Origin of the sequence: Corallococcus sp. CA054B (assembly GCF_003611625.1) — a bacterium.
Taxonomy (GTDB): domain Bacteria; phylum Myxococcota; class Myxococcia; order Myxococcales; family Myxococcaceae; genus Corallococcus; species Corallococcus coralloides.
This window is the reverse complement of sequence record NZ_RAVY01000060.1, coordinates 11,380-33,558: the sequence shown is the minus strand read 5'-3', so window position 1 is coordinate 33,558 and position 22,179 is coordinate 11,380. Positions and strand designations below refer to the sequence as shown.

The window sequence follows — 22,179 nt, the reverse complement described above, 5'->3', positions numbered from 1 at the left end:
GGCCGGGCAGTCCGCGGGCTCAGCTCCCCGCGCGTCCCGAAGCAGGCTCGTCGCCGTGGCCGTCCGCCTGGAGCTGGAAGAGATGCGCGTACTGTCCACCACGGCGAAGCAGTTCTTCGTGGGAGCCCAGCTCCTGGATCTCCCCGTTGTGCAGCACGACGACGCGGTCGGCGATCCTCACCGTGGAGAACCGGTGGGAGATGATGAGCGCGGTCCGGTCCTCGGCGAGGGCCCGGAAGCTCTCGAAGAAGCGCTGCTCGGCGCGGGCATCGAGGCTCGCCGTCGGCTCGTCCAGGATGAGTGCCTCCGCGTCGCGCATGAAGGCGCGGCTGACAGCCAGCTTCTGCCATTGCCCCACGGACAGGTCCTGGCCTGACTCGAACCACAGGCCCAGCAGCGTGTCGAACTTCCGGGGCAGCGACTCGATGAGCGTGCTGGCACCGCCTTTCTCCGCCGCCGCGTGGATCCGCGCCGCGTCCTGCCAGTGCTGGGTGTCCCCCAGCCCGATGTTGTCGGCGGCGCTGAACTGGTAGCGGACGAAGTCCTGGAACACCGCGCTGAAGCGGGAGCGGAGGTCGCTGGGGTCCATGTCCCGCAGGTCGACGCCGCCGTAGGTGATGGACCCCTCCGTCGGCTCGTAGAAGCGCAGCAGCAACTTCACGAAGGTGCTCTTGCCCGCCCCGTTCTCCCCGACGACGGCGAGCTTCTCCCCCGCGGGGAGGGTCAGGTTGACGTGCCGCAGCGCCCAACCCTGCTGTCCTGCGTACCGGAACGACACGTCGCGGAACTCGATGGTCTGGGCCCGCCCCCGCACCGGGCTCCGCGGGGGAAGCACGCGCGCGCCCTCCTGGTCCGTGGGCACCGCGAGATACTGGAACAGGTCCGACATGAAGAGCGACTCCCGGTAGACGGACCCGATGGACAGCAGCGTCGCCTGGAGCGCCGTCTGCCCCTGCCGGAAGACCGCGATATAGAGAATCATCTCCCCCAGGGTGAGGGCGCCCATGACGGTCCGGGCCACCACGAACGCATAGCACCCGTAGAAGGCGAGGATGGACAGCGCCCCGAAGCCCAGCCCGAAGGACAAACGCCGCCGCTCGTACTTCCGGTCCCGCTCGTAGAACAACCGGGCCAACCGCTGGTAGCGGTCCAGGATGATGGAGCCCAGGCCATACAGCTTGACCTCCTTGGCATGGTTGTCCCGCGTGAGCAGCCATTCCAGATAGTCGAGCCGCCGCGCGGCCCCCGCGCGCTCCGAGTGGAGTTCGAACGACTCGCGGGCGAGGCGTGCCTCCACGAAGAAGGCCGGCAGAGACGCCGCGACCAGGATGAGCGCGCTCCAGGGCGACAAGGCCAGGAGGAGCGCCGCGTAGCTCGCGAGCGTGACGCCGTGCTGCACGGTCGAGAACAGGTTCACGACAATCACCAGGGGCCGGCTGTCCGCCACCCGCCGCGCCTTCTGCATCGTGTCGTGGACCTGGGGGTCCTCGAAGTGGCGCAGCTCCAACGCCAACGCCTTGTGAAGGATCTTGAGGTTGGTGGCGGTGGTGAGGCGCGCCTGGAGGACCTCGTGGACGAGCGTAATGAGCCGGCCCAGGGCGGCGGAGGCAAGGACGAGCGCGAACTCCAGCGCCACCAGCCACAAGGTGTGGGAGGAGAGGGCCTCGCTCCGGGTCTTCGCGGCGGCCAGGACCCCATCGACGACGAGCTTTCCCACGTAGACGATGGCCGGCGGGAACAGCGCCGCGAGCAGCGTCAGCCCCGCGCTCCACACCATGGAGGCCCGGTCCGCCTCCCAGGCGAGGCGGACGGTGGCACGCACCTGGGAGAGCACCGTCGCGAGCGACCGGACGCGAAGGCGTCCGTCACGCAAGAGCCGTTGGAAGGGAAAGACAGCCACCCGGGAACCCTCCTTGATGCGCGATGAGCGCCCATCCACGACTCACGCCCGCGTCCGAGGCTTGCTGGCGGCCACGGCCGTCAAGGTCGCGAGCATGGCCCCGTCCAGCAGCCCCTGTGTCCCGAAGCCCAGACGTGGAGGCGCGCCCCGCGCAAGCCAGGCGACCTCCAGCCCCCGGTGAGGCTCCACGACCTGGACGCCATCCGCGACGATACGGGCCACGTTGCGCTGGACCGCGGGATGGTCCCACATGGCCTCGTTCATGGAGGGCACGACGATGACGGGGGCGCGGGTCGCGGTCACCACGAGCGACACCAGGTCGGAGCAGGCCCCCTGGGCCAGCCTGGCGATGGCGTGGGCGGAGGCGGGGCAGACAACGACAAGGTCGGCGGTGTCGGCGAGTTCGATGTGAGGGACCCGCACCTCTCCCCGGCGCGCGGACGCGCTTCCCCAGACCTGGATGCCGTGGGCCTCGAAGGCAGCGGGCGCCACGAAGGGCCGGGCGGCTCGCGTCACCACCACGTCGATCCTCCTGGCGAAAGGTTGGAGACGCGCGATGGAGGGGAGCATGTAGGCGCTGGCCACGGCCCCGGTCAGCCCGAACACGACGTTGCCGAGCGGCAGCTGTCCTCGCGCCTTGTGCCGGGGGGAGGACTTCGCGTCCAGCGCGTCCAGGGTCCGGCCCTCGGTGAGGCAGCCGGCCTTCGCGAGCGCCTCCAGCACGGCAGGGCCGTTCTCCAGCTTCGAGGCGCCACGGCGCAGCTCGCGGCCAGAAAGCGGCACCGAGACCAGACGGATCAACTCCGCGACGATCGCCGCGTCGGCACGGCGCAACTCCAGTGCCTCACGCCCGGAGACGACCAGACACCCGTCGGAGCGGCGCAGGAAGGTGCAGGCCATGTTGCGAACATAGAAACACTCATCCTGGATGGGAATGACGACCTCCCGCTCTGCCCTGAGCAGACATTTCCTGTCAGCTTGGAGATGGCCGGACCCCGAATCACTGACGTTCCGGCCCCCCTACAATGGCAATGCTTTCTAGCGTATTGCTTCGAATCCAGCCAACCCTGAAAGGCTCCCGCGAACGCGAGGGCCTCCGCGTCTCTCCACCTGTTCGGTCCAGGCTGTCAGCCCATGCAAAAGACAGTGACCCAAGGCAGCCCGTACTCTCGCGCGCTCGTCTGGCTTGTGACATACCGTTGCCCGCTGCTCTGCACTCACTGCCACTCCGAGTCCGGCAGGCGCCCTTCCCGGCAGCTCCCGCCCCAGAAGATGCAGCACCTGGTCGACGTCCTGCTCTCCATGCGTTTGCGCCAGGTGACATTCTCTGGCGGGGAGCCGCTCGCCGTCCCAGGACTGACAGGGCTTGCCGAACGCCTGTCCAATGCCGGTGTCCAGACAATCCTTTATACGAGTGGCTGGGGGATGACCGAGGCGCTGGCGCGGCGGCTCGGAGAAGTCTTTCACGAGGTCCATGTCAGCCTGGATGGCGCGACGGCGGACGTCCACGACAGGATTCGGGGACGTCCCGGCAGCTTCGTCCGGACCCTGGCGGCGCTGGAGCTGCTCAACCAGCACGCCTCCAGCAGGATGCGGCTCGACATCGAATGCGTGGTGGTCCGCAGCAATCACGACCAGCTCGAGCGCTTCTGCACGGAGGTGGCGCCCCGCTTCCCGAGGCTTCGCCACCTGGTGTTGGGGGCCGTCGCGCCCTCGGGGCTGGCGACGCGGGAGACCTTCGCCAGCCAGGAGTTCCTGACCGACGACGAGATGCACGCCCTGGACGATCCGGCGGTCACCGCGAGGCTGCAGGCGCTCGCGCCACCGGGCGTGGTGGTCCAGACGACCAGCAACTTCAGCCTCAAGACAGGCCGTGGCTGCTGGTACATCCAGCCGGACGGCGACGTGCAAGCGATGCCGTCCTACGAAGGCGCCGTCGGGAACCTGCTGAGCGAGCCACCCGAGCTCCTGTGGAGCCGCTGCCAGGAGCGGCGCGGAGATCCCTTCGTCCGCTCGATGCTGGATGGAGCGCGGACCGTTGAGGAATGGGCGGCGGCGGTGCGGCGCATCGACCTGCGCTTCGGGAGCGAGGAAGACCAGGCGCGCATTGGTGCGCGTGCAGCGCATCCAGCACCGGAGCGTGCGAGCCGCTGACGCCATGAACGACGAAGGGCGCCGGACCGGAGTCCGACGCCCTTCAGATTCTTCGTACTGGTGTGCCCAAGGGCGGAATCGAACCACCGACACGGGGATTTTCAGTCCCCTGCTCTACCGACTGAGCTACTTGGGCGTACCGCGCACCGCGAGCGGCAGCGCCGATTTACGGTTACTGGCCCGCGACGTCAACCCCTTTTCCGCCACCCCTCTTCCTCGCCCGACACTCAGGCCGCCAGCCGGGGCGCTTCGCTGTCCCAGGCCGTGCGGCCCGCCGTCAGCCGCTGGCGCAGCTTCTGGCGCAGCCCCTGCTCGATCTGCCGGATGCGCACCGCCGTCACCCCGAAGCGCTTCGCCAGGAACTCCGCGCTCACCCCGTCCTCCACCAGCATCCGCTCCTTCACCAGCGCCCGCTCCCTCGCGTCCAGCTCCGGCCAGGCCGCCGCCACGCTCTGGCGCAGCTTCTCCGCCCAGGCCCCCCGGTCCGCCTGCTCCTCCGCCGAGTCCTCCTCCGACTCCAGCATGTCCAGCCGTGTCACGTCCCCCTCCAGCCCCAGGGGCGCGTTCAGGGACACGTCCTTCGCCAGCGCGTCCGTCCCCCGCACCACGTCCTCCTCCTTCTTGCCCAGCGCCTCGGCCAGCCGCTTCGTCACCTCCGGGTGCCCCTCGCCCCAGCGGGCCTCCAGCCGTGCACGCTCGCGGCGGAGCTGGAAGACGATCCACGGCGCGCGGCCCCCCGCCACACTCCAGGTGCGGGACACGTACGCCCGGATGCGCGCGCGGATCCACTGCTGCGCGTAGGCGCCGAACGGCACTCCCCGCTCCTCGAACCGGCGCGCCGCCTCCACCAGGCCGACGTTGCCCTCCGCCATCAGCTCCTCCAGCGACAGGCCCGTCCAGCGGTACTTCCAGGCCAGCCGGCGGACCAGCTCCAGGTGCCCCCGCACCCGCATCTCCACTTCCGCCGAGTCCACCTCGGTCTCCACACCCTCCACCGTGGACTCGAGCTCCTCGCAGATGGCTTCCATGACGCGTACCTCCCCAAGCAGTCCCCCGCGCACCCATCGCGCGGTGACGGACGTAGAGATAAGCGGAGGCGACACTTAAGAAAATTAGCTAGTTTGGATGAAAACCTTCGGTTATTCCTAAGTCATGGCGTGGCTCAACTACCACCATCTCCTCTATTTCTGGACGGTTGCGAGGGCGGGCAGCATCGCCAAGGCGAGTGAAGAGCTGCACCTCGCCCAGCCCACCATCAGCGCCCAGATCAAGCTCCTCGAGGAAGCCCTGGGCCACCAGCTCTTCGAGCGCAAGGGCCGCAAGCTTGTCCTGTCCGACGTGGGCCGCACCGTCATGCGCTACGCGGATGAAATCTTCCGCCTGGGCAACGAGCTGAAGAACGTCGTCTCCGGACTGCCCACCGGCCAGCAGCTGCGCCTCAACGTGGGCGTGCTCGACGTCATCCCCAAGCTCGTCGCCGAGCAGCTGCTCAAGCCCGCGCTGGATGCCGGCCCCTCGCTGCGCATCATCTGCCGTGAGAGCCCCCTGCCCCAATTGCTCGCACAGCTGGCGCTGCATGAGCTGGACGTGGTGCTCGCGGACGCGCCCGGCTCCGAGCCCGTCAGCGTCCGGTCCTTCAACCACCTGCTGGGCAAGTGCGGCGTGACGTTCTTCGCCGCCCAGCCGCTCGCGCACCTGCGCAAGGACTTCCCACGCTCGCTCGACGGCGCTCCCATGCTGCTGCCGTCGGAGGAGTCGTCGGTGCGCCGCTCGCTGGACCTGTGGTTCGAGCGGCTCGGCATCCGGCCCCTCATCGCCGGTGACTTCGATGACAGCGCGCTGCTCCAGGCCTTCGGACAGAAGGGGCACGGCATCTTCGCCATGCCCTCCATCATCGACGCCGAGGTGCAGCGGCAGTTCAACGTCACCGCCATCGGGCACACCGACGAAATCGAGCAGTGCTTCTACGCCATCACCGTGGAGCGCCGCCTGCGCCATCCCGCCGTCGTCGCCATCGCGGAAGCCGCGCGCTCGCACATCTTCGGCGGGTGAGCCGCGTCACCCGGCCGCGCGGAACACCTCCGCGCCCGCCACCACCGTGGCCAGCACGCGCGCGTCCACCAGCGCTGACGCGGGGCCCTCCAGCGGATCCTCCGACAGCGCGACGAAGTCCGCGTCCAGGCCGGGCTTCAGCCTTCCGCGCCGCGCCTCCTCGAAGGACGCCCACGCGGGCCCCACCGTGAAGCCCTCCAGCGCCTCCGCCGCGCTCAGGCGCTCCTCCGGATACCAGCCGCCCTCCGGCCAGCCCTTCGCGTCCTGCCGCGTACGCGCCGCGTAGAGTCCCGCGAGCACGTCCGGGTTCTCGATGGGGAAGTCACTGCCCAATGCCAGGTGCGCGCCCGCGTCCTTCAGCGTGCGCCAGGCGTAGGCGCCCTTGAGCCGCTCGCGCCCCAGCCGCGTCTGTGCCCACGGCATGTCGCTGGTGGCGTGCGTGGGCTGCACGCTGGCCACCAGGCCCGCCGCGCCCAATCTCCGGATGTCCTCCAGCCGCAGGATCTGCGCGTGCTCCACCCGGTGACGCAGGGCCTGCGTGCCCGTCCGCTCCGCGCCTCGCAGGAGGACATCCACGACCAATGTATTGGCACGGTCTCCAATGGCGTGGATGCACACCTGGAAGCCCCGCGCCATGAAGGCCTGTGCACGCGCTTCGAGTTCCTCGGGTGAGAGGAGCAACAGGCCGCGCTGGCCGGGCTCGTCGCTGTAGTCGTCGTGCAGCGCCGCGCCCCGGCTTCCCAGCGCTCCATCCGCCAGGAACTTCACCGAGCGCATGGACAGGTGACGCCCCTGCCACGGCCCCTGCTCCAGATAGGCGTGACGCTGTTCACCCTGCCCCGCCGCCATCGCGTACACGCGCAGGGGCAAGGTCCCCGCGGCGTCCCACGCCTGCAACGTGCGGAAGGCCTGCAGGTCCATGCCCGCGTCGTGCACGCCCGTGAGCCCGACCTGCGCGCACCGCTCCAGGGCGGCTCGCAACCGGGTCTCCAATTGCTCACGCGTGGGCGCGGGAATCGCGGCCTCCACCACGTCCATCGCGTTGTCCACGAGGACGCCGGTGGGCTCGCCGTTCGCGTCCTTGAGGATGCGGCCTCCTGGCGGATCCGGCGTGTCCCGCGTGATGCCCGCGCGGCGCAGCGCCTCGCCGTTCACCCAGGCCGCGTGATGATCCACCCGCATGAGGAACACCGGCGTCGTGGGGAAGCGCGCGTCCAGGTCCTTACGGCCGGGGAACGCGGCCCCGGGCCACTCGTTCTGGTCCCATCCCTTGCCGAGCAGCCAGTCCCCCTGGAAGCTCGACGCGGGCGCCTTCGCCAGACGCTGGAGGACGTCCTCCACCGAGGGCGCCTTCTCCAGGCGCACCGTGGTCAGGCTCTTCCCCAGGCCATGGATGTGCGCGTGCGCGTCCACCAGGCCGGGCACCACCGTGGCGCGGCCCAGATCCACTTCACGCGCGCCAGGACCCGCGGCGGCGCGCGCTTCCGCGAGCGTCCCCACCGCGAGCAACCTTCCGTCATGCACCGCCAATGCTTCCGCGCGCGGACGCTCCGCATCGAGCGTCCACACGCGCTCCGCCCTGTAGACCGTGGTCTGCGCCGTCATGGCGCGGAAGACTACCCGCCGCCCTCGGGGAAGCCACCGTCCACGTCCGGCGCATTGACGGGACCCGCGGGGCCCGCCGGTTCGTTGGGCACGTTCTGGATTTCTTCGCGGACCGTGTCCGGCCCCTGGATGGGCATCTGGTCCTCCGTCCCCGGGGGCTGGGTGGTCTTGCAGGCCACCGCTCCAGCAACGGACAGGCCCAGAGCAGCGATGAGCAGCACGGCACGGCGCATGAAACCTCCTGGAAGAAGAGCGAGAGACTGAACCTAAGGAGGTGCGTCCTCCTCCAGCAACGCGCATCCCCTTCAACGTCCAGGATTGGATGCACAAGCGGGGCGCCGGGCCCTCCCTGCCCGCATGCCCTCCAGGCCCCCTGTCTCAGGAGCCGGTCATCCGAACATCCGATGCACATCGTTGTCCGAGTGCGTGTGCGCGAGGAGCGCGCATTCGGGGGCGGACATGCGGGACCACGTCGACAGGATGAGCTGGCGCCGTCACGTCCTCTGGGGCTGGCTCCTGGCGTTCCTCTTCGTGGGCCTCGCCGCTCCGGCGGCCCCCGCTTCACCGTCCTTCGTCGCGCGGTGCGAGCTGGAGGGCGTGGTGGATGCCGGCTCGGGCGCGTACCTCACGGACTGCGTGAAGCGCGCGGAGGACGGGGGAGCGTCAGCGCTGCTCGTGCGGTTGGACACTCCGGGCGGTTCGTTGGAGGCCACCCGCTCCGTGGTGCGCGCGTTCCTGGGCTCGCGCGTTCCCGTGCTCGTGTGGGTGGGGCCTTCCGGTTCGCGTGCCGGCAGCGCGGGCGTGTTCATCGCGCTCGCATCGAACGTGAGCGCCATGGCGCCGGGGACGAACATCGGCGCGGCGCACCCCGTGGGGCTCGGGGGCGAGGACGTGGAGCAGGTGGGTGGCGAGGAGCTTGCCCGCAAGGTGGAGAACGACACGGTCGCCTTCGCGGAGGGCATTGCCCGGCAGCGGGGCCGCAATCCGGAGTGGGCCGCGGCCGCCGTGCGCGACAGCGCCAGCGTCCCCGCGGACCGCGCCGTGGAGCTTCGCGTGGTGGAGCTCGTCGCTCCCACCGAGGCCGGGTTCCTCTCCGCCGTCGATGGCCGCCGCGTGGAGGTGGCGGGCGGTGACACCGTGACGCTCGCCACCCGCGAGGCCCATGTGGTGTCGCTGGAGCCGGGGCTGTCACAGCGGGTGGTGCATGCGCTCGCGCAGCCGTCCCTCATCTACCTGCTGTTCCTCATCGCGGCGCTGGGCCTGGTGGTGGAGCTGTCCCATCCGGGCGCGGTGGCGCCGGGGCTCATTGGCGGCGTGGCGCTGGTGCTGGCGTTGATGGCTTCGGCGACGCTGCCGGTGCGCTCGGGCGCGCTGGTGCTGATGCTCCTGGGCGTAGGGCTCATCCTCGCGGAGCTGTTCGTCACCAGCGGACTCCTGGGCGCGGCGGGCGTGGGGCTGTTGATATTGGGCGGCGTGTTCCTGGTGGACCGCTTCGAACCGGGCTGGTTCGTGGAGCCGTCCTTCCGCCTGTCGTGGGGCGTGATGCTGCCCACGGCGCTCGTGTTCGCGGGGACCGCGGCCTTCATCGCGTACCGCAGCGCCCAGACGCGCAAGCTGCCGCAGCGGGGCGGCGACGCGGGGCTCGTGGGCGAGGCCGGCACGGCGCTGGCCCCCGTCACGCCTTCGGGCGGCGAGGTGTTCGTCCACGGCGAGCGCTGGCGCGCCGTCTCCTTCACTCCCATCCGCGAGGGCGCCCAGGTCGTGGTGCGTGCCGTGGAAGGGCTCACCCTCACCGTCGCGGAGCAGATGCCATGAACGAACTGGTCGGAGCGCTGGGGTGGCTCCTCCCCGTGGCCCTGTTGTTCCTCCTCTTCATCTCCGGCGTGCGCATCGTCACCGAGTACCAGAACGGCGTCGTCTTCCGGCTGGGCCGCTACGTGGGCCTCAAGCGCGCGGGCTTCCGCTGGCTCATCCCCTTCGTCGAGCGGATGGTCATCATCGACCTGCGCACGGTGGCGCGCGACGTGCCCCCGCAGGACGTCATCACCAAGGACAACGTCAGCGTGAAGGTCAACGCCGTCGTCTACTTCCGCGTCATCCAGGCGGACAAGGCCGTGCTCCAGGTGGAGGACTACCTCTACGCCACCAGCCAGATTGCGCAGACCACGCTGCGCGCCATCCTGGGCCAGGTGGAGCTGGACGACCTGTTGTCGCAGCGCGAGCGCATCAACCACGAACTGCAGCAGGTGCTCGACGCGCGCACGGACCCGTGGGGCGTGAAGGTCTCCAACGTGGAGGTGAAGCACATCGACCTGCCGCTGGAGATGCAGCGGGCCATCGCGCGGCAGGCCGAGGCCGAACGCGAGCGCCGCGCGAAGATCATCGCCGCGGAGGGCGAACACCAGGCCGCGGAGAAGCTCTCCCTGGCCGCGGACGTGCTCAGCCGCAACCCCGCCACGCTCCAGCTGCGCTACCTGCAGACGCTGGTGGAGATCACCGGCGGCGGCAACCACACCATCCTGCCCATCCCCCTGGAGATATTGCGCGCGTTCGGCGCCATGCCCTCGCGGCCCCGTCCACCGGAGGAGGCCCGCGAGGAGGAGGACGAGGACGCGTCCCACGGGCTGTCCTGAAACGACGAAGGTCCACCCGTGCGCGAGGCACGGATGGACCTGTCGGGTGAGACGCAGCGGTGGGATTACAGCTGGCCGCTGTCCTCGATCTTCACGGGCTTGCTCGTCGCGCCGGACTGGCTGCCCACGGACTCAATCTTCTTCACCACGTCCATGCCCTCGACGACCTTGCCGAAGACGACGTGCTTGCCGTCGAGCCACGACGTGGTGGCCGTGGTGAGGAAGAACTGCGAGCCGTTGCTGTTGGGACCGGCGTTCGCCATGGAGAGGACGCCCGGGCCCGTGTGCCGGTGCTTGAAGTTCTCGTCCGCGAACTTCTCACCGTAGATGGACTCGCCGCCGTAGCCATTGCCGAGCGTGATGTCGCCGCCCTGGCACATGAAGTTCGGGATGACGCGGTGGAAGGGCGTGCCCTTGAAGTGCAGCGGCTTGCCGCTCTTGCCAATGCCCTTCTCACCCGTGCACAGGGCGCGGAAGTTGTCGGCGGTCTTGGGAACGTCGTCGGAGAACAGCTCCATCACGATGCGGCCGGCGGGCTGGCCACCAATCGACATGTCGAAGAAGACCTTGGCGTTTGCCATGTTCACGTGCTCCACGGTGAGGGTTGGGCGGGACGTACCAGACCCGCGCGTCCTGCGGGGCACCCGCTAGCACCTTCGCGTGCGCTGCGGAACAAATTCAGGCCTCCGGTGGGCCGCCCGGTTGCCCGTCGCGGAACAGCTCCGCGCCCTCCAGCGTGATGGCGCGGCGGCTCAAGCGCAGCGACGCCAGGGCCAGCACCGCCGTGGAGCCCAACAGCCCCACGCCCAGGGAGAAGGACATCACCGGCAGCCCCTCCGGCACCGCGACGCTGCGGCGCAGCAGGTACAGCAGCGACGTCACCACGAAGGACAGGAGCGCCGCGTAGGTGAAGCCAATGGCCCGGGCGAGGATGGCGTGGCGGCGGTCCATGATGGCCACCTCCTCGCGCAGGAGCGAGCGGCGCGCGTGGCCCGCTGGCAGCGTGCGCCATTCCCGGACCATGTCCCGCATGCGCGCGGTGATGCGCGAAATCTGATTGTCCAGGCCGGTGGCCAGGATGCCGCACCCGGACACCATCACCGCGGGCGTCACCGCCGTGCCGATGAGCTGGATGGAGGAGGGGTCCAGGCCGTCCACGCCGACGTTCATGGCCCCCCTTCTGTCCCACCGCCCGCCCGGCCGCCACCTCCCACATCACGACAGCACTACTGACGAATCACCACCGACGTCTTGACAGTTCAACTGTCACAACCTACTGTCAGGTTCGTGAGCACGCCCAAGACACAGACGGAGTGGAAGCTGGCCGCGCTGGCGGAGGAGGTGGGCGTCTCGCCTCGCACGGTCCGCTATTACGTCCAGCGGGGCCTCCTGCCCGCGCCGCCCTTCAAGGGGCCGGACACGGTCTACGGAGAGGAGCACCGGGTGCGGCTCAAGGCCATCCGGGTGCTCCAGGCCCGGTTCCTGCCACTGGACGCCATCCAGGCGGAGCTCTTGCGGCTGTCGCCGGAGGAGCTGCGCCGGCTGGCGGAGACGCCGGTGGGCGCGGGGACGCCGCCGGTACCGGAGGACGTCCCCCGGATGCCCCCGAAGCGGCCGGGAAAAGACCCGACGGTGGAGGTGGCGCGTTACCAGCGCTGGCTCCTGGCGCCGGGGTTGGAATTGCACGTGTCGGAGCAGGCGGAAGCGAAGGTCCGGGCGCTGGCGGAGCGGGTGCGCGCCCTCATCGAGGAGTCCGAGGAAGGAACGCTGTCATGAACGAGCAGGCGAAGTGTGGGCTGTTCACGCGTGAGGGGGCCCAGGTGCCCCTGCAGGGAGTGGAAGTCTCCGGTGAGCTGCTCGGGGGGCACGCGCGGGTGCGCGTGACGCAGCGCTACCGCAACGACGAGAAGAAGCCGGTGGAGGCCATCTACACCTTCCCCCTGCCCTCCGACGCGACGCTCAGCGCCTTCTCCATGACGTGCGCGGGCCGCCGCGTGGCCGGCGTGGTGAAGGAGCGCGAGGCGGCCTTCCGCGCCTACGACGACGCCATCACCGAAGGGCACGGCGCGGCGCTGCTGGACCAGGAGCGCGCCAACGTCTTCACCGCGCAGGTGGGCAACCTGCTGCCGGGCGAGGAGACGCTGGTGGAGGTGGAGTTCCTCCAGACGCTCACCTCCGAAGAGGGCAGCGTGCGCTGGATGCTGCCCACGCTGGTGGCGCCCCGGTACATCCCCGGCGCGGTGCACGGCGACCGCACCGGCCACGGCAGCGCGGCCCCGACGACGCGGGTGCCGGACGCGGACCGCATCACCCCGCCCACGAGCATGAACGTGGACTACGGGCTGCGCATGGACCTGCTCATCGACGTGGGCCGTGACGTGGTGGTGGAGAGCCCGTCCCACCGCATCACCGTCACCAAGGAAGGCACCCGCATGCGGGTGAACCTCCAGCGCGATTCGTTCCACAAGGACTTCGCGGGCAACGAGGTGGCGCTGGACCGGGACGTGGTGCTCACGATGCGCAACGCCAACCCGGACGTGATGCTCACGCCCGTGGTCACCCACCGGAAGGCGGAAGGTCCTGGCACGTTCGCGCTCACGGTGGTGCCGGACCTGCTGAACCTGGCGACGACGCCGCCCCGGCAGGAGGTGGTGTTCGTGGTGGACACGTCCGGCTCCATGTCCGGCGACAGCCTGCCCCAGGCCCAGGCCGCGCTCCGGCTGTGCCTGCGCCACCTGCGTGAAGGTGACCGCTTCAACGTCATCGCGTTCGAGAACTCGTTCCGCTCCTTCTCCGCGCAGACGGTGCCGTTCACCCAGCGCACGCTGGAGCAGGCGGACGCGTGGGTCGCGGGGCTGAAGGCCTATGGCGGCACGGAGCTGCTGGAGCCGATGGTCGCCGCGATGAAGGCCGCGCCGGACGGCGTGGTGGTGCTGCTGACGGACGGCCAGGTGGGCAACGAGAGCGAGATCCTCGACGCGGTGCTCGCGGCGCGCGGGACGGGGCGGGTGTTCTCGTTCGGCATCGGCACCAACGTGAGCGACGCGCTGCTGCGCGACCTGGCGCGGCGCACGGATGGCGCGGTGGAGTTCATCCACCCGGGGGAGCGCATCGACGAGAAGGTGGTGGCGCAGTTCTCGCGGGCGCTCGCGCCGCGCGTCACCGACCTGGAGGTGCGCTTCGACGGCGTGGAGACCAGCGAGCTGGCACCGGCCACGCTGCCGCCGCTGGTGGACGGCACGCCGTGGACGCTCTTCGGGCGCTATGCGCAGGCGGGCACGGGCAGCGTGACGCTGAAGGGGAAGTCGGGCCGGGAGCCCTTCTCCCTCACGGTGCGGCTGGACCTGCCCGCGCAGTCGGAGCGGCCGGTGGTGGAGAAGTTGTGGGCCGCCGAGCGCATCCGGGGATGGATGGACGCGGGGCTGGTGGGCCGGCGCGCGGAGGCGATGAAGGAGCGCATCGTGCGGCTCGCCATCGAGCACCAGCTGGCCACGCAGTACACGTCCTTCGTGGTGGTGGAGGAGCGCCAGGGCGACCGTCGCGCGTCCGGCACGCCGGACACGCGCGTGGTGCCAGTGAACGCGCCCGCGGGCTGGAGCATGTTCAACCAGGCCGCTCGGGACATGGATGACGAATCCGTGCCGGAGGGCGGGCTCGTGGACGCGATGTCGCCGGCGCGGGCGCCCATGGAGAAGCTGAAGCGGATGGCCTCGAAGCCGATGCCCAGGCCCGGGGCGGCACCGGGCCGCTCCCGGGGCGGCGCGGTCCCCCCACCTCCTCCGAGCATGGCCCCCTCCGCGCCCGCTCCCGCGCGCGACCTGGGACCGGAGCCCACCACCGGGTCCTCCTTCCAGGCGGAGTTCGCGGATGGCTCCGGGCCCATGGGTGGCAGGGCCGCGCCCATGGAGCAGGAGTCCGCGAAGAACGCGAAGAAGGAGAAGGGCGGCCTCTTCGACCGGCTGATGTCCGCGGCGAGGCCGTCCAAGGCCTCTCGCGTCCTGGAGACCGCAGCGGAGCTGGAGCGCGTCGTCAAGAGCAAGGAGGAGGTGCTCTACGAGCAGGAGGAAATCCAGCCGCTGTCCGTGGCGGACGCGTCCATTCCCACCGAGGACGTGGGCGGCCTCCTGGGCCAGCAGCTCGCGAACGGGCTGTGGGCCGGCACGGGTGAAGGGCCGGAGCCGGTGCGCCAGGCCCGCGCCACCGCGCGGGTGCTGCTGGTGCTCCTGCGCGAGGGCATCACCAGCAGCCACCCGCTGCACGGCGCGCAGGTGAAGAAGGCCGTGGACGCGCTGCTCGCGCTGGCCTCGCAGCTGGGCCAGGCGCCGGACGTGGCGGAGCTGGCGCTGGGTGTGGCGTGGCTGGTGGCGGCGGGGCCGCGCACGCGGGGCCGCATCGAGCAGGCCGCGAAGCCCCTTCCCGGCCTGGACGGGCGGCTGGGGGACATGGCCGCGCTCCGCCAGCACATGGAGACGCTGGCGACGCGGTAGGCCTCCGAGAGGCGTCACCCGGACCTCGTGCCTCCCTTCCGGGAGGACCGGGGGTCCCGGGTCTCCCGTCCTTCCGCGGGGGTCGACTAGGGTGGGCGCTCGCATGGTCCTCGCGCCCTTCGTCCTGGCCGTCCTCGTCGCAGCACAGCCCGGGCCTTCGCCCCGGGAAGGCACGACACCTCCCGCCGTCACGTCTTCGGGCGCTGTCTCCGCGCCGCCGCTCGTGGCGAGCGAGGAGGCCTGCGCCGCCGATTCCGACTACGCGGCGGGCTTCGACGCGCTGGTGCGCGGACAGGATGCCCAGGCGCTGGAGTTGCTGGAGCGCGTGATGCTGGTGTGTCCCGGGCATCCGTACGCGCCGGAGCTGGCGCGGCTGGCGCGGACGCGGCTGGAGCCGGGCGCGCGGCTGGCGCGGGACACGCTGGCGCGGCCGGTGGTGGCGGAGCCAGGGGTGACTTCGAAGGAGGGACCGTCGCAGCAGGCCCGGGCGTCGTTGACCGTCGTGCAGACGCTGCACGGCATCACCCAGGGCGTCATGCTGTGCTCCATCGCCAACTGCCATGACGGGCGCGCGTACGTGGCGGTGTCGCTCCTGGGCGGCGGCGCGGGGGCGGCGATTTCGATGCTCGCCACCCGGAACGGGCTGACGCGGGGCCAGGCGGCGGCCATCAACTCCGGCACGGTGTGGGGCTTCGGCTACGGCCTTGCGTCCCAGAGCTCGTTCGACCTGGAGGGGGAGAGCTCCACGGGGGCTGTGATGGCGGGGGCGCTGGGCTTCACGGGCCTGGGCATCCTGGTGGCGGAGTTCGCGCGGCCCACCGCGGGCCAGGTGTCGCTGGCGAACTCCGGCGGTCTGTGGGCGGGCGTGGTGGCGGGACTGCTGATGGCCACCCAGAGCGGTGAGACGCGCGACTTCATCGCCATCGAGCAGGGCGTGGTGGGCGCGGGGCTGCTCACCTTCGCGCTGGTGTCACGCAATCTGGACATCTCCCAGGGCCGGGTGCTGCTCATCGACGCGGGTGGCATCCTGGGCGGCCTGGTGGGCTTGAGCGCGATGTTCCTGGCACTGGACAGCGACCATGGAGACGCGCTGCTGGTGGGCACCGCCGTGGGAGTGCTGGCCGGCCTGGGGACCGCGACGTTCCTCACGCGGGACTTCGATGCGCCGAATGACGTCCCCACCGTGTCCGTCATCCCGGCGACGCTGGGACGTCACGGCGGCTTGGGACTGGCGGTGATGGGCCAGTTCTAGCCCTAAGCTGTCCGCTTCGTTCCGCCGCTTCCGGAGCCGCCCATGCCCGTCGAGTCCCAGGCGCTGACCCTCTTGCGTGACGAGCACGCGCTGCGCGTGCGGCAGGTGAAGGAGTGGGGCGAAATCCTCACCGGCTTCGAGGGCCGCAACCGCTACGAGGTGGTGGGCGACGACGGACACACGCTCTTCTTCGCGGGCGAGGTGGGCAGCGGGCTGGGCCTGTTCCTCCTGCGCGGCTTCCTCAAGGCGAAGCGGCCCTTCACGATGGAGCTCAAGTCCGCGAGCGGGGAGACGCTCCTGCGGCTGCGCCGCCCGTGGCGCTTCTGGCTGTCCCGGCTGGAGGTGGAGGACGGCGAGGGGCGGCACCTGGGCGCCATCCAGCAGCGGTTCCGCTTCTTCACCCGCGCCTATGACGTGCTCGGGCCCAACGACGAAGAGCTGGCCCACTTGAGCGGCCCGTTCTTCAGGCCGTGGACGTTCAACGTGGAGCAGCAGGGGCGCGAGGTGGGGACCATCGCGAAGAAGTGGAGCGGGTTCGGCAAGGAGATGTTCACGGATGCCGACAACTTCGGCGTCCGGTTCAACGGCCTGCACGACCCGCACGTGCGGACGCTGGTGGTGGCCGCGACGTTCCTCATCGACTTCGTGCACTTCGAGGACCGCCGCGGCGGCAACGACTGACGGCTAGGAGTGCCGGCGCAGCGTGGGCTCGCGCGTGCGGCCCTCCTCGTCGCGCGGGAGTCCGTCGAACGACGGCTCACCGGCGAGCGTGCCGGGACGCCAGCGCTGGACCTCGCGCACCATGAAGAACGCGGCGGCGGACAGCACGCCCAGGTCGTCCAGCCAGCCCACCACGGGGATGAAGTCCGGAATCGCGTCCACGGGCGACACGAAGTACAGGACAGCCAGCAGCCCGGCCAGCTTGCGCCACGTCGCCACCTGGGGGTCGCGCACGTAGCGGAAGAAGCGGGTTCCCATTCCTCGAAGGCCTGCGATGTTCATACCCCTCCCTACGCATGGGGGACGCGGGTGATTGCACCATTCGTGCCGGATGCTTGCACGCCTGGTGCACTAGCGGGCGACGCCAGATGTCTCCTCCAGCACGTCCGCGCGGCCCGCGACCTCCAGGCGGGCGCGTCCGCCCTCGCGAAAGGGGGCCGAGGAGGCGGCGCGCACCACCAGCGCCATGCCCGCGCAGGACACGGTGAAGTCCACGTGCGCGCCCCGGAAGGCGCGCTCCAGGACTTCCGCTCGAAGGGCGCCGCCCACCGCGACGCCGTCCGTGTCGGGGACGAGCCGCAGGGCCTCCGGGCGCAGGGAGAGCATCACCTCGCCGCGCGCCTCCGTGCTCAGCGGCAGGTTGCCCAGCGCCGTGCGCGCGACGCGGCCGAAGCCTGAACCGGGCAGCAGGTTGGTGCCGCCCAGGAAGTACGCGGCGAAGGCGCTGCGCGGCGCTTCGTAGACGGACTCGGGAGTGCCCTGCTGCTCCACCGTGCCCGCGCGCAGCAGCACCAGCCGGTCCGCGAAGGCCAGCGCGTCCCCCACGTCGTGCGTGGCGAAGAGCACCGCGGCGCCTCGCGCCTTGAGCACGCGGCGCCACTCTCCGAGGATGTTGGCGCGCAGGCCGGCGTCCATGCCGGCGAAGGGCTCATCCAGCACCAGCAGCTTCGTCCCGGAGGCCAGCGCGCGCGCCAGCAATACGCGCTGCCGCTGTCCCCGGGAGAGCGTTCCGCAGGCGCGCCCTTCCAGGTCTTCCAGTTGGAACAGCGCCAGCAGGCCGCGCGCGTGCGCCAGGCCTTCGCCCCTGGGCTGCACGCCCATCACCACGTCGCGCACGGTGAGGCCGGATTCGAGCTCCGCGTCGTGGAGGACTCGGCGCAGGGGGCGCTGCTCCGGGGGCACGAACACGTCCGGCCCGGCGACCACGCGGCCCGCGAGCGTGATGGTGCCGGACGTCGGCTGCTCCAGGCCCGCGACCAGCCGCAGCAGGGACGTCTTCCCGGAGCCGGAGGTGCCCATCAGCGCCACCGCGTCCCCCGGCTCCAGCGCCAGCGACACGTCCCGCACCGCCGGGGCGGCGGCACCGAGGAACTTCAGGGTGAGGGCATCGAGCGAGAGGAAGGCCATGACGGCGGGCACACTACGGTGCGGCACCGGCCGGGCCAAGCACCGGCCGCCCGGCCCGGTCCCAACCTGTCCGACTGTCGGACAGGTTCGTGCGGTGCGCCGCGGACGGGAATCCCAGCGAGTGCTTCCGCGCCGTGGGATTAGGCTCTCCGCCCTTCCCCTCTTCCGGGAGTCCCCATGTCGCGCCTGCTCGTCGCTTGTGCCGTCCTGCTGGGAACCGCGTCCTTCGCCCAGGCCCCCGCTGCGCCTCCGCCGCAGCCCAAGGCCGCGGCCCCTGCCGCTCCGGAGAAGCCGAACCCCATCAAGGCCTCCGCGGAGCGCACCCAGGCCGCGCTCGCCCAGCTGCCCAAGGCGAAGCCCGAGGACGTGAAGTCCCAGGACGCCATCCTCAAGGCGCTCTACGACGTCATCAGCGGACCGGCGGGCGCGCCTCGTGACTGGCAGCGCTTCCGCTCCCTCTTCTATCCGGGCGCCCAGCTCATCCCGCTGGCGAAGCCGCCGGGCGCGACCACGCTGGCGGCCCGCCCCATCACCCCGGAGGACTACGTGACGTGGGGCCAGGAGAGCACCGCGACGCACGGCTTCTTCGAGAAGGAGATTGCGCGGCAGACGCACGCCTTCGGCGCGCTGGCGCAGGTCATGAGCACCTATGAGGCGCGCGGCACGCAGGACGGGCCGCTCATCGCCAAGGGCGTCAACAGCATCCAGCTCTTCAACGACGGCCAGCGCTGGTGGGTGATGAACATCTTCTGGATCGACGAGAAGACCGCCGGCCTCACCGTGCCCAAGGACCTCACCCAGAAGTAGCCCCCGCACCAACGAAGAGGGCCGGGTCCCGGAGCGCGCATCCCGCGTCCCGTGCCCGGCCCTCCCGTGTTTCTACCGCCTGGCTCAGCCTTCCGAGCCGGGCTCACCTTCCGAGCCGGGCGAACCGGACTCGTCCGCCGGAGCCTCCGCCGAAGACTCCTCCACCGGCGCGGCCTCCGCGGAACCCTCGGCGCCGGCCCCTTCCACCGGCGAGGTGGCCTCCGTCTCCTCCTCCTCGGACTCCTCGCCTTCGGGCAGCTTGGAGATGGCCATCACCTTCTCCTCGCCGTTCTCCAGCGCGATGAGGCGCACGCCCTGCGTGTTGCGGCCGATGACGGAGATCTCCTTCACCTTCATGCGGATGAGCATGCCGCCGTTGGTGACGAGCATCACCTCGTCGCTGTCCTTCACCTGCACCACGCCCACCACGCGGCCGTTCCGCTCGGTGGTCTTGATGTCGATGATGCCCTTGCCGCCACGGCCCTGCTGCCGGTACTCGGCGCCTTCGGTGCGCTTGCCGTAGCCGTTCTCCGTCACCGTGAGGATGGCGCTGCTCTGCTCCGCGGGCGCCTGGCCCTCCTCCGGCTCCTTGTCCAGGAGGTCCGCGCCCACCACCTCGTCGCCGTCCTCCAGCGTGATGCCCTTCACGCCGTAGGCCTGACGGCCCATGGAGCGGACATCCTCTTCCTTGAAGCGGATGCTCATGCCCGTGGCCGTGGACAGGAGGATGTCCTTGGTGCCGTCGGTGATCATCACGCCCACCAGCTCATCGCCCTCGTCGATGCCCAGCGCGATGATGCCGCTGGCGCGGACGCTTTCGAACGCGCTCAGGTCCGTGCGCTTCACCACGCCCTTCTTCGTGACGAAGAAGACGTAGCGGTTCTCCGGGAAGTCGCGCGTCACCAGCACCTGCGCCAGCCGCTCCCCTTCCCCGAACTGCACCAGGTTCACGATGGCCTTGCCGCGCGAGGTGCGGCTGCCCTGCGGAATCTGGTGCACCTTCAGCGAGTACAGCTTGCCCTTGGTGGTGATGGGCATGAGGTACGCGTGCGTGCTGGCCACGAACACCTTGGTGACGAAGTCGTCCTCCTTCGTCCCCGCGCCCGTCTTGCCGCGCCCGCCGCGCTTCTGCGCGCGGTACTCCGACAGGGGCGAGCGCTTCACGTAGCCCGTGTGCGACAGCGTGACCACCATCGTCTCTTCCGCGATGAGGTCCTCGCTGGTGATTTCATCCACCGCGCCGGTGATCTCCGTGCGGCGCTTGTCGCCGTAGCGCTCGCGGATCTCCATCAGCTCCGCCTTGATGACGGAGAGCAGGCTCTTCTCGTTGGCGAGGATGTCGCGCAGGCGCGCGATGTCGCGCACCAGGCCGAGGAGCTCCTTGAAGAGCTCCTCGCGCTGCAGGCCGGTGAGGCGCTGCAGGCGCATCTCCAGGATGTTCTGCGCCTGGTCCTCGCTGAAGCCCGCGCCCTCGTACTTGTGCTCCAGGCCGCCGTAGGCCGGCTCCTCGTTGCGAGCGCGGCTGACCAGCAGCTCCATCTGCGCCTTGGCCTTCGCGTAGTCGATGCGCTCCAGGTTCTGGAAGCGCTCGCGCGTGTAGAGCTCCGGCGACAGGATGTTCATCAGGCCCCAGCGCGCTTCATCCGGGTCGCGCGACGCGCGGATGAGGCTGACCACCAGGTCGATGAGGTCCTGCGCGACGAGCAGGCCTTCCACGATGTGCATGCGCGCCAGCGCCTTGCGCAATTCGTAGCGCGTGCGGCGCGTCACCACGTCGCGGCGGTGCGCGATGAAGCGGTCCAGCAGCTCCTTCAGGTTGAGCGTGCGCGGCTGCCCGCCGTCAATGGCCAGCATCACCGCGCCGAACGTCGTCTCCATCTGCGTCATGGAGAAGAGGTTGTTGAGCACCACCTGGGAGATGGCATCGCGCTTGAGCTCGATGACGATGCGCATGCCCTGACGGTCGCTCTCGTCACGGATGTCGCTGATGCCCTCCAGCTTCTTCTCACGCACCAGCTCGGCGATCTTCTCGATGAGCCGGGCCTTGTTCACCTGGTAGGGGATCTCCGTGACGATGATGGCCTCACGGTCGCCCTTCTTGGACGTTTCGATCTCCGTGCGCGCACGGATGGTCATGGCCCCGCGGCCCGTCTCGTAGGCGCGGCGGATGCCCTCGCGGCCGGTGATGATGGCGGCGGTGGGGAAGTCCGGGCCGACGATGAACTCCATCAGGTCCAGGACGGTGCAGCCCGGATTGTCGATGAGGTGCAGCGTGCCGCTGATGACCTCCGTCATGTTGTGCGGCGGGATGTTGGTGGTCATGCCCACCGCGATGCCGCTGCTGCCGTTGACGAGGAGGTTGGGGAACTTGGCGGGCAGGACGAGCGGCTCTTCCAGCGAGTCGTCGTAGTTGGGGCCGAACTCGACGGTCTCCTTGTCGATGTCCCCCAGGAGATCCTCCGCCAGCCGCTCCATGCGCACTTCCGTGTAACGCATGGCCGCCGGCGAGTCGCCGTCCACCGAGCCGAAGTTGCCCTGGCCGTCCACCAGCAGGTAGCGAAGGCTCCACTCCTGCGCCAGGCGCACCATGGCGTCGTAGACGGAAGAGTCGCCGTGCGGGTGGTACTTACCGATGACGTCACCCACCACGCGCGCGCTCTTCTTGTAGGCGCGGTTGTGGAGGTTGCCCAGGTCGTTCATCGCGAAGAGGACGCGACGGTGGACGGGCTTCAGGCCGTCGCGCACGTCTGGCAGCGCGCGGCCGATGATGACGGACATCGAGTAGTCGAGATACGAGCGGCGCATCTCGTCTTCGATGTTGATGGGAATGAGCTCTCCGGCGCCGCTCGACGGAGGGGGCGCGGGGGGCGTTGCCGGCGTGTCGGTGGTGTCGTCAGCCATGGGCTCTGGAAGGTGCGGACGGGCCCCTCACGTGGGGGGCTCCGCCCGATGGGAGAGTGTTCGTAACCCCCGGATTTCCCTCAGTCAATAAGGGAAACAGGGGGGATTCGCCACGGCTGCCCGCCCGCCCGGTTCCAGGGGTCGGAAGAGGCCTTTCCGGGGCACCCGGATGGAACATCCGGGCGGTGCGTTTTCAGCCCCACCGGAGGCCGTTTTCCGGGGCCGTTTCCAGGCCATTCCGGGCCCGTTTTCCAGGCCCGT

Annotated in this window: 19 protein-coding genes and 1 tRNA gene; 9 read left to right on the top strand and 11 right to left on the bottom strand. The window is 70.2% G+C overall.

Annotation, left to right across the window (positions count from 1 at the left end; genetic code table 11):
• Positions 1-19: 19 nt before the first annotated feature.
• Together D7V80_RS16945 and D7V80_RS16940 are read right to left on the bottom strand one after the other, a co-directional pair.
• On the bottom strand, positions 20-1,900 hold the full coding sequence (locus D7V80_RS16945) for an ABC transporter ATP-binding protein (RefSeq protein WP_255417643.1): 1,881 nt from the start codon (positions 1,898-1,900) through the stop codon (positions 20-22).
• Between the two features lie 42 nt (positions 1,901-1,942).
• Positions 1,943-2,800, bottom strand: coding sequence for a flavoprotein (locus D7V80_RS16940; RefSeq protein WP_120589146.1), 858 nt, complete (start codon positions 2,798-2,800; stop codon positions 1,943-1,945).
• A gap of 234 nt (positions 2,801-3,034) precedes the next feature.
• Here D7V80_RS16940 and D7V80_RS16935 point away from each other — a divergent pair, with 234 nt between their 5' ends.
• Complete coding sequence (locus tag D7V80_RS16935) at positions 3,035-4,054, top strand: radical SAM protein (RefSeq protein WP_120589145.1); 1,020 nt, start codon at positions 3,035-3,037, stop codon at positions 4,052-4,054.
• A 63-nt stretch (positions 4,055-4,117) separates the two neighbouring features.
• Here the strand turns inward: D7V80_RS16935 and D7V80_RS16930 are convergent.
• Both D7V80_RS16930 and D7V80_RS16925 read right to left on the bottom strand, forming a co-directional pair.
• Positions 4,118-4,190: transfer RNA gene (locus tag D7V80_RS16930), tRNA-Phe, on the bottom strand.
• Between the two features lie 91 nt (positions 4,191-4,281).
• Positions 4,282-5,082: a sigma-70 family RNA polymerase sigma factor gene (locus tag D7V80_RS16925; protein ID WP_120589144.1), complete on the bottom strand. Its 801-nt coding sequence runs from the start codon at positions 5,080-5,082 to the stop codon at positions 4,282-4,284.
• Between the two features lie 124 nt (positions 5,083-5,206).
• Between D7V80_RS16925 and nhaR the strand changes: the two genes are divergently transcribed.
• Positions 5,207-6,106 (top strand): transcriptional activator NhaR, encoded by a 900-nt coding sequence (gene nhaR, locus D7V80_RS16920; protein ID WP_120589143.1) that lies wholly within the window; start codon positions 5,207-5,209, stop codon positions 6,104-6,106.
• A gap of 6 nt (positions 6,107-6,112) precedes the next feature.
• Here the strand turns inward: nhaR and D7V80_RS16915 are convergent, their stop codons facing one another.
• Positions 6,113-7,711 (bottom strand): amidohydrolase, encoded by a 1,599-nt coding sequence (locus D7V80_RS16915; RefSeq protein WP_120589142.1) that lies wholly within the window; start codon positions 7,709-7,711, stop codon positions 6,113-6,115.
• A gap of 11 nt (positions 7,712-7,722) precedes the next feature.
• Positions 7,723-7,944 (bottom strand): hypothetical protein, encoded by a 222-nt coding sequence (locus tag D7V80_RS16910; RefSeq protein WP_120589141.1) that lies wholly within the window; start codon positions 7,942-7,944, stop codon positions 7,723-7,725.
• 247 nt (positions 7,945-8,191) lie between these two features.
• Here D7V80_RS16910 and D7V80_RS16905 point away from each other — a divergent pair, with 247 nt between their 5' ends.
• Together D7V80_RS16905 and D7V80_RS16900 are read left to right on the top strand one after the other, a co-directional pair.
• Positions 8,192-9,526, top strand: coding sequence for a nodulation protein NfeD (locus D7V80_RS16905; RefSeq protein WP_233585421.1), 1,335 nt, complete (start codon positions 8,192-8,194; stop codon positions 9,524-9,526).
• Positions 9,523-10,344: a slipin family protein gene (locus D7V80_RS16900; protein WP_120589139.1), complete on the top strand. Its 822-nt coding sequence runs from the start codon at positions 9,523-9,525 to the stop codon at positions 10,342-10,344. Before D7V80_RS16905 ends, D7V80_RS16900 begins: the two co-directional genes overlap by 4 nt.
• A gap of 65 nt (positions 10,345-10,409) precedes the next feature.
• Here the strand turns inward: D7V80_RS16900 and D7V80_RS16895 are convergent, their stop codons facing one another.
• Complete coding sequence (locus tag D7V80_RS16895; protein ID WP_120589159.1) at positions 10,410-10,925, bottom strand: peptidylprolyl isomerase; 516 nt, start codon at positions 10,923-10,925, stop codon at positions 10,410-10,412.
• A gap of 97 nt (positions 10,926-11,022) precedes the next feature.
• Positions 11,023-11,514, bottom strand: a complete 492-nt coding sequence (locus D7V80_RS16890) for a DUF2721 domain-containing protein (RefSeq protein ID WP_120589138.1) — start codon at positions 11,512-11,514, stop codon at positions 11,023-11,025.
• A 117-nt stretch (positions 11,515-11,631) separates the two neighbouring features.
• On the opposite strand from D7V80_RS16890, the gene D7V80_RS16885 reads away from it, so the two are divergent.
• From D7V80_RS16885 to D7V80_RS16870, 4 genes are all read left to right on the top strand, one after another.
• Entirely contained in the window at positions 11,632-12,120 is a 489-nt protein-coding gene (locus tag D7V80_RS16885) for a MerR family transcriptional regulator (protein ID WP_120589137.1), read from the top strand.
• Positions 12,117-14,831 (top strand): VIT domain-containing protein, encoded by a 2,715-nt coding sequence (locus tag D7V80_RS16880; RefSeq protein ID WP_120589136.1) that lies wholly within the window; start codon positions 12,117-12,119, stop codon positions 14,829-14,831. Before D7V80_RS16885 ends, D7V80_RS16880 begins: the two co-directional genes overlap by 4 nt.
• A 103-nt stretch (positions 14,832-14,934) precedes the next feature.
• Positions 14,935-16,083, top strand: coding sequence for a hypothetical protein (locus tag D7V80_RS41815; RefSeq protein ID WP_120589135.1), 1,149 nt, complete (start codon positions 14,935-14,937; stop codon positions 16,081-16,083).
• A gap of 42 nt (positions 16,084-16,125) precedes the next feature.
• Complete coding sequence (locus D7V80_RS16870) at positions 16,126-16,764, top strand: phospholipid scramblase-related protein (protein WP_120589134.1); 639 nt, start codon at positions 16,126-16,128, stop codon at positions 16,762-16,764.
• 3 nt (positions 16,765-16,767) lie between these two features.
• Here D7V80_RS16870 and D7V80_RS16865 read toward each other — a convergent pair whose 3' ends face one another.
• Complete coding sequence (locus D7V80_RS16865) at positions 16,768-17,061, bottom strand: YkvA family protein (RefSeq protein ID WP_233585419.1); 294 nt, start codon at positions 17,059-17,061, stop codon at positions 16,768-16,770.
• A gap of 93 nt (positions 17,062-17,154) precedes the next feature.
• Positions 17,155-18,210: an ABC transporter ATP-binding protein gene (locus D7V80_RS16860; RefSeq protein ID WP_120589132.1), complete on the bottom strand. Its 1,056-nt coding sequence runs from the start codon at positions 18,208-18,210 to the stop codon at positions 17,155-17,157.
• A 177-nt stretch (positions 18,211-18,387) separates the two neighbouring features.
• Between D7V80_RS16860 and D7V80_RS16855 the strand changes: the two genes are divergently transcribed.
• Positions 18,388-19,017 (top strand): nuclear transport factor 2 family protein, encoded by a 630-nt coding sequence (locus tag D7V80_RS16855; protein ID WP_120589131.1) that lies wholly within the window; start codon positions 18,388-18,390, stop codon positions 19,015-19,017.
• A gap of 84 nt (positions 19,018-19,101) precedes the next feature.
• Here D7V80_RS16855 and gyrA read toward each other — a convergent pair whose 3' ends face one another.
• Positions 19,102-21,918, bottom strand: coding sequence for a DNA gyrase subunit A (gene gyrA / locus D7V80_RS16850; RefSeq protein ID WP_120589130.1), 2,817 nt, complete (start codon positions 21,916-21,918; stop codon positions 19,102-19,104).
• Positions 21,919-22,179: the final 261 nt, after the last annotated feature.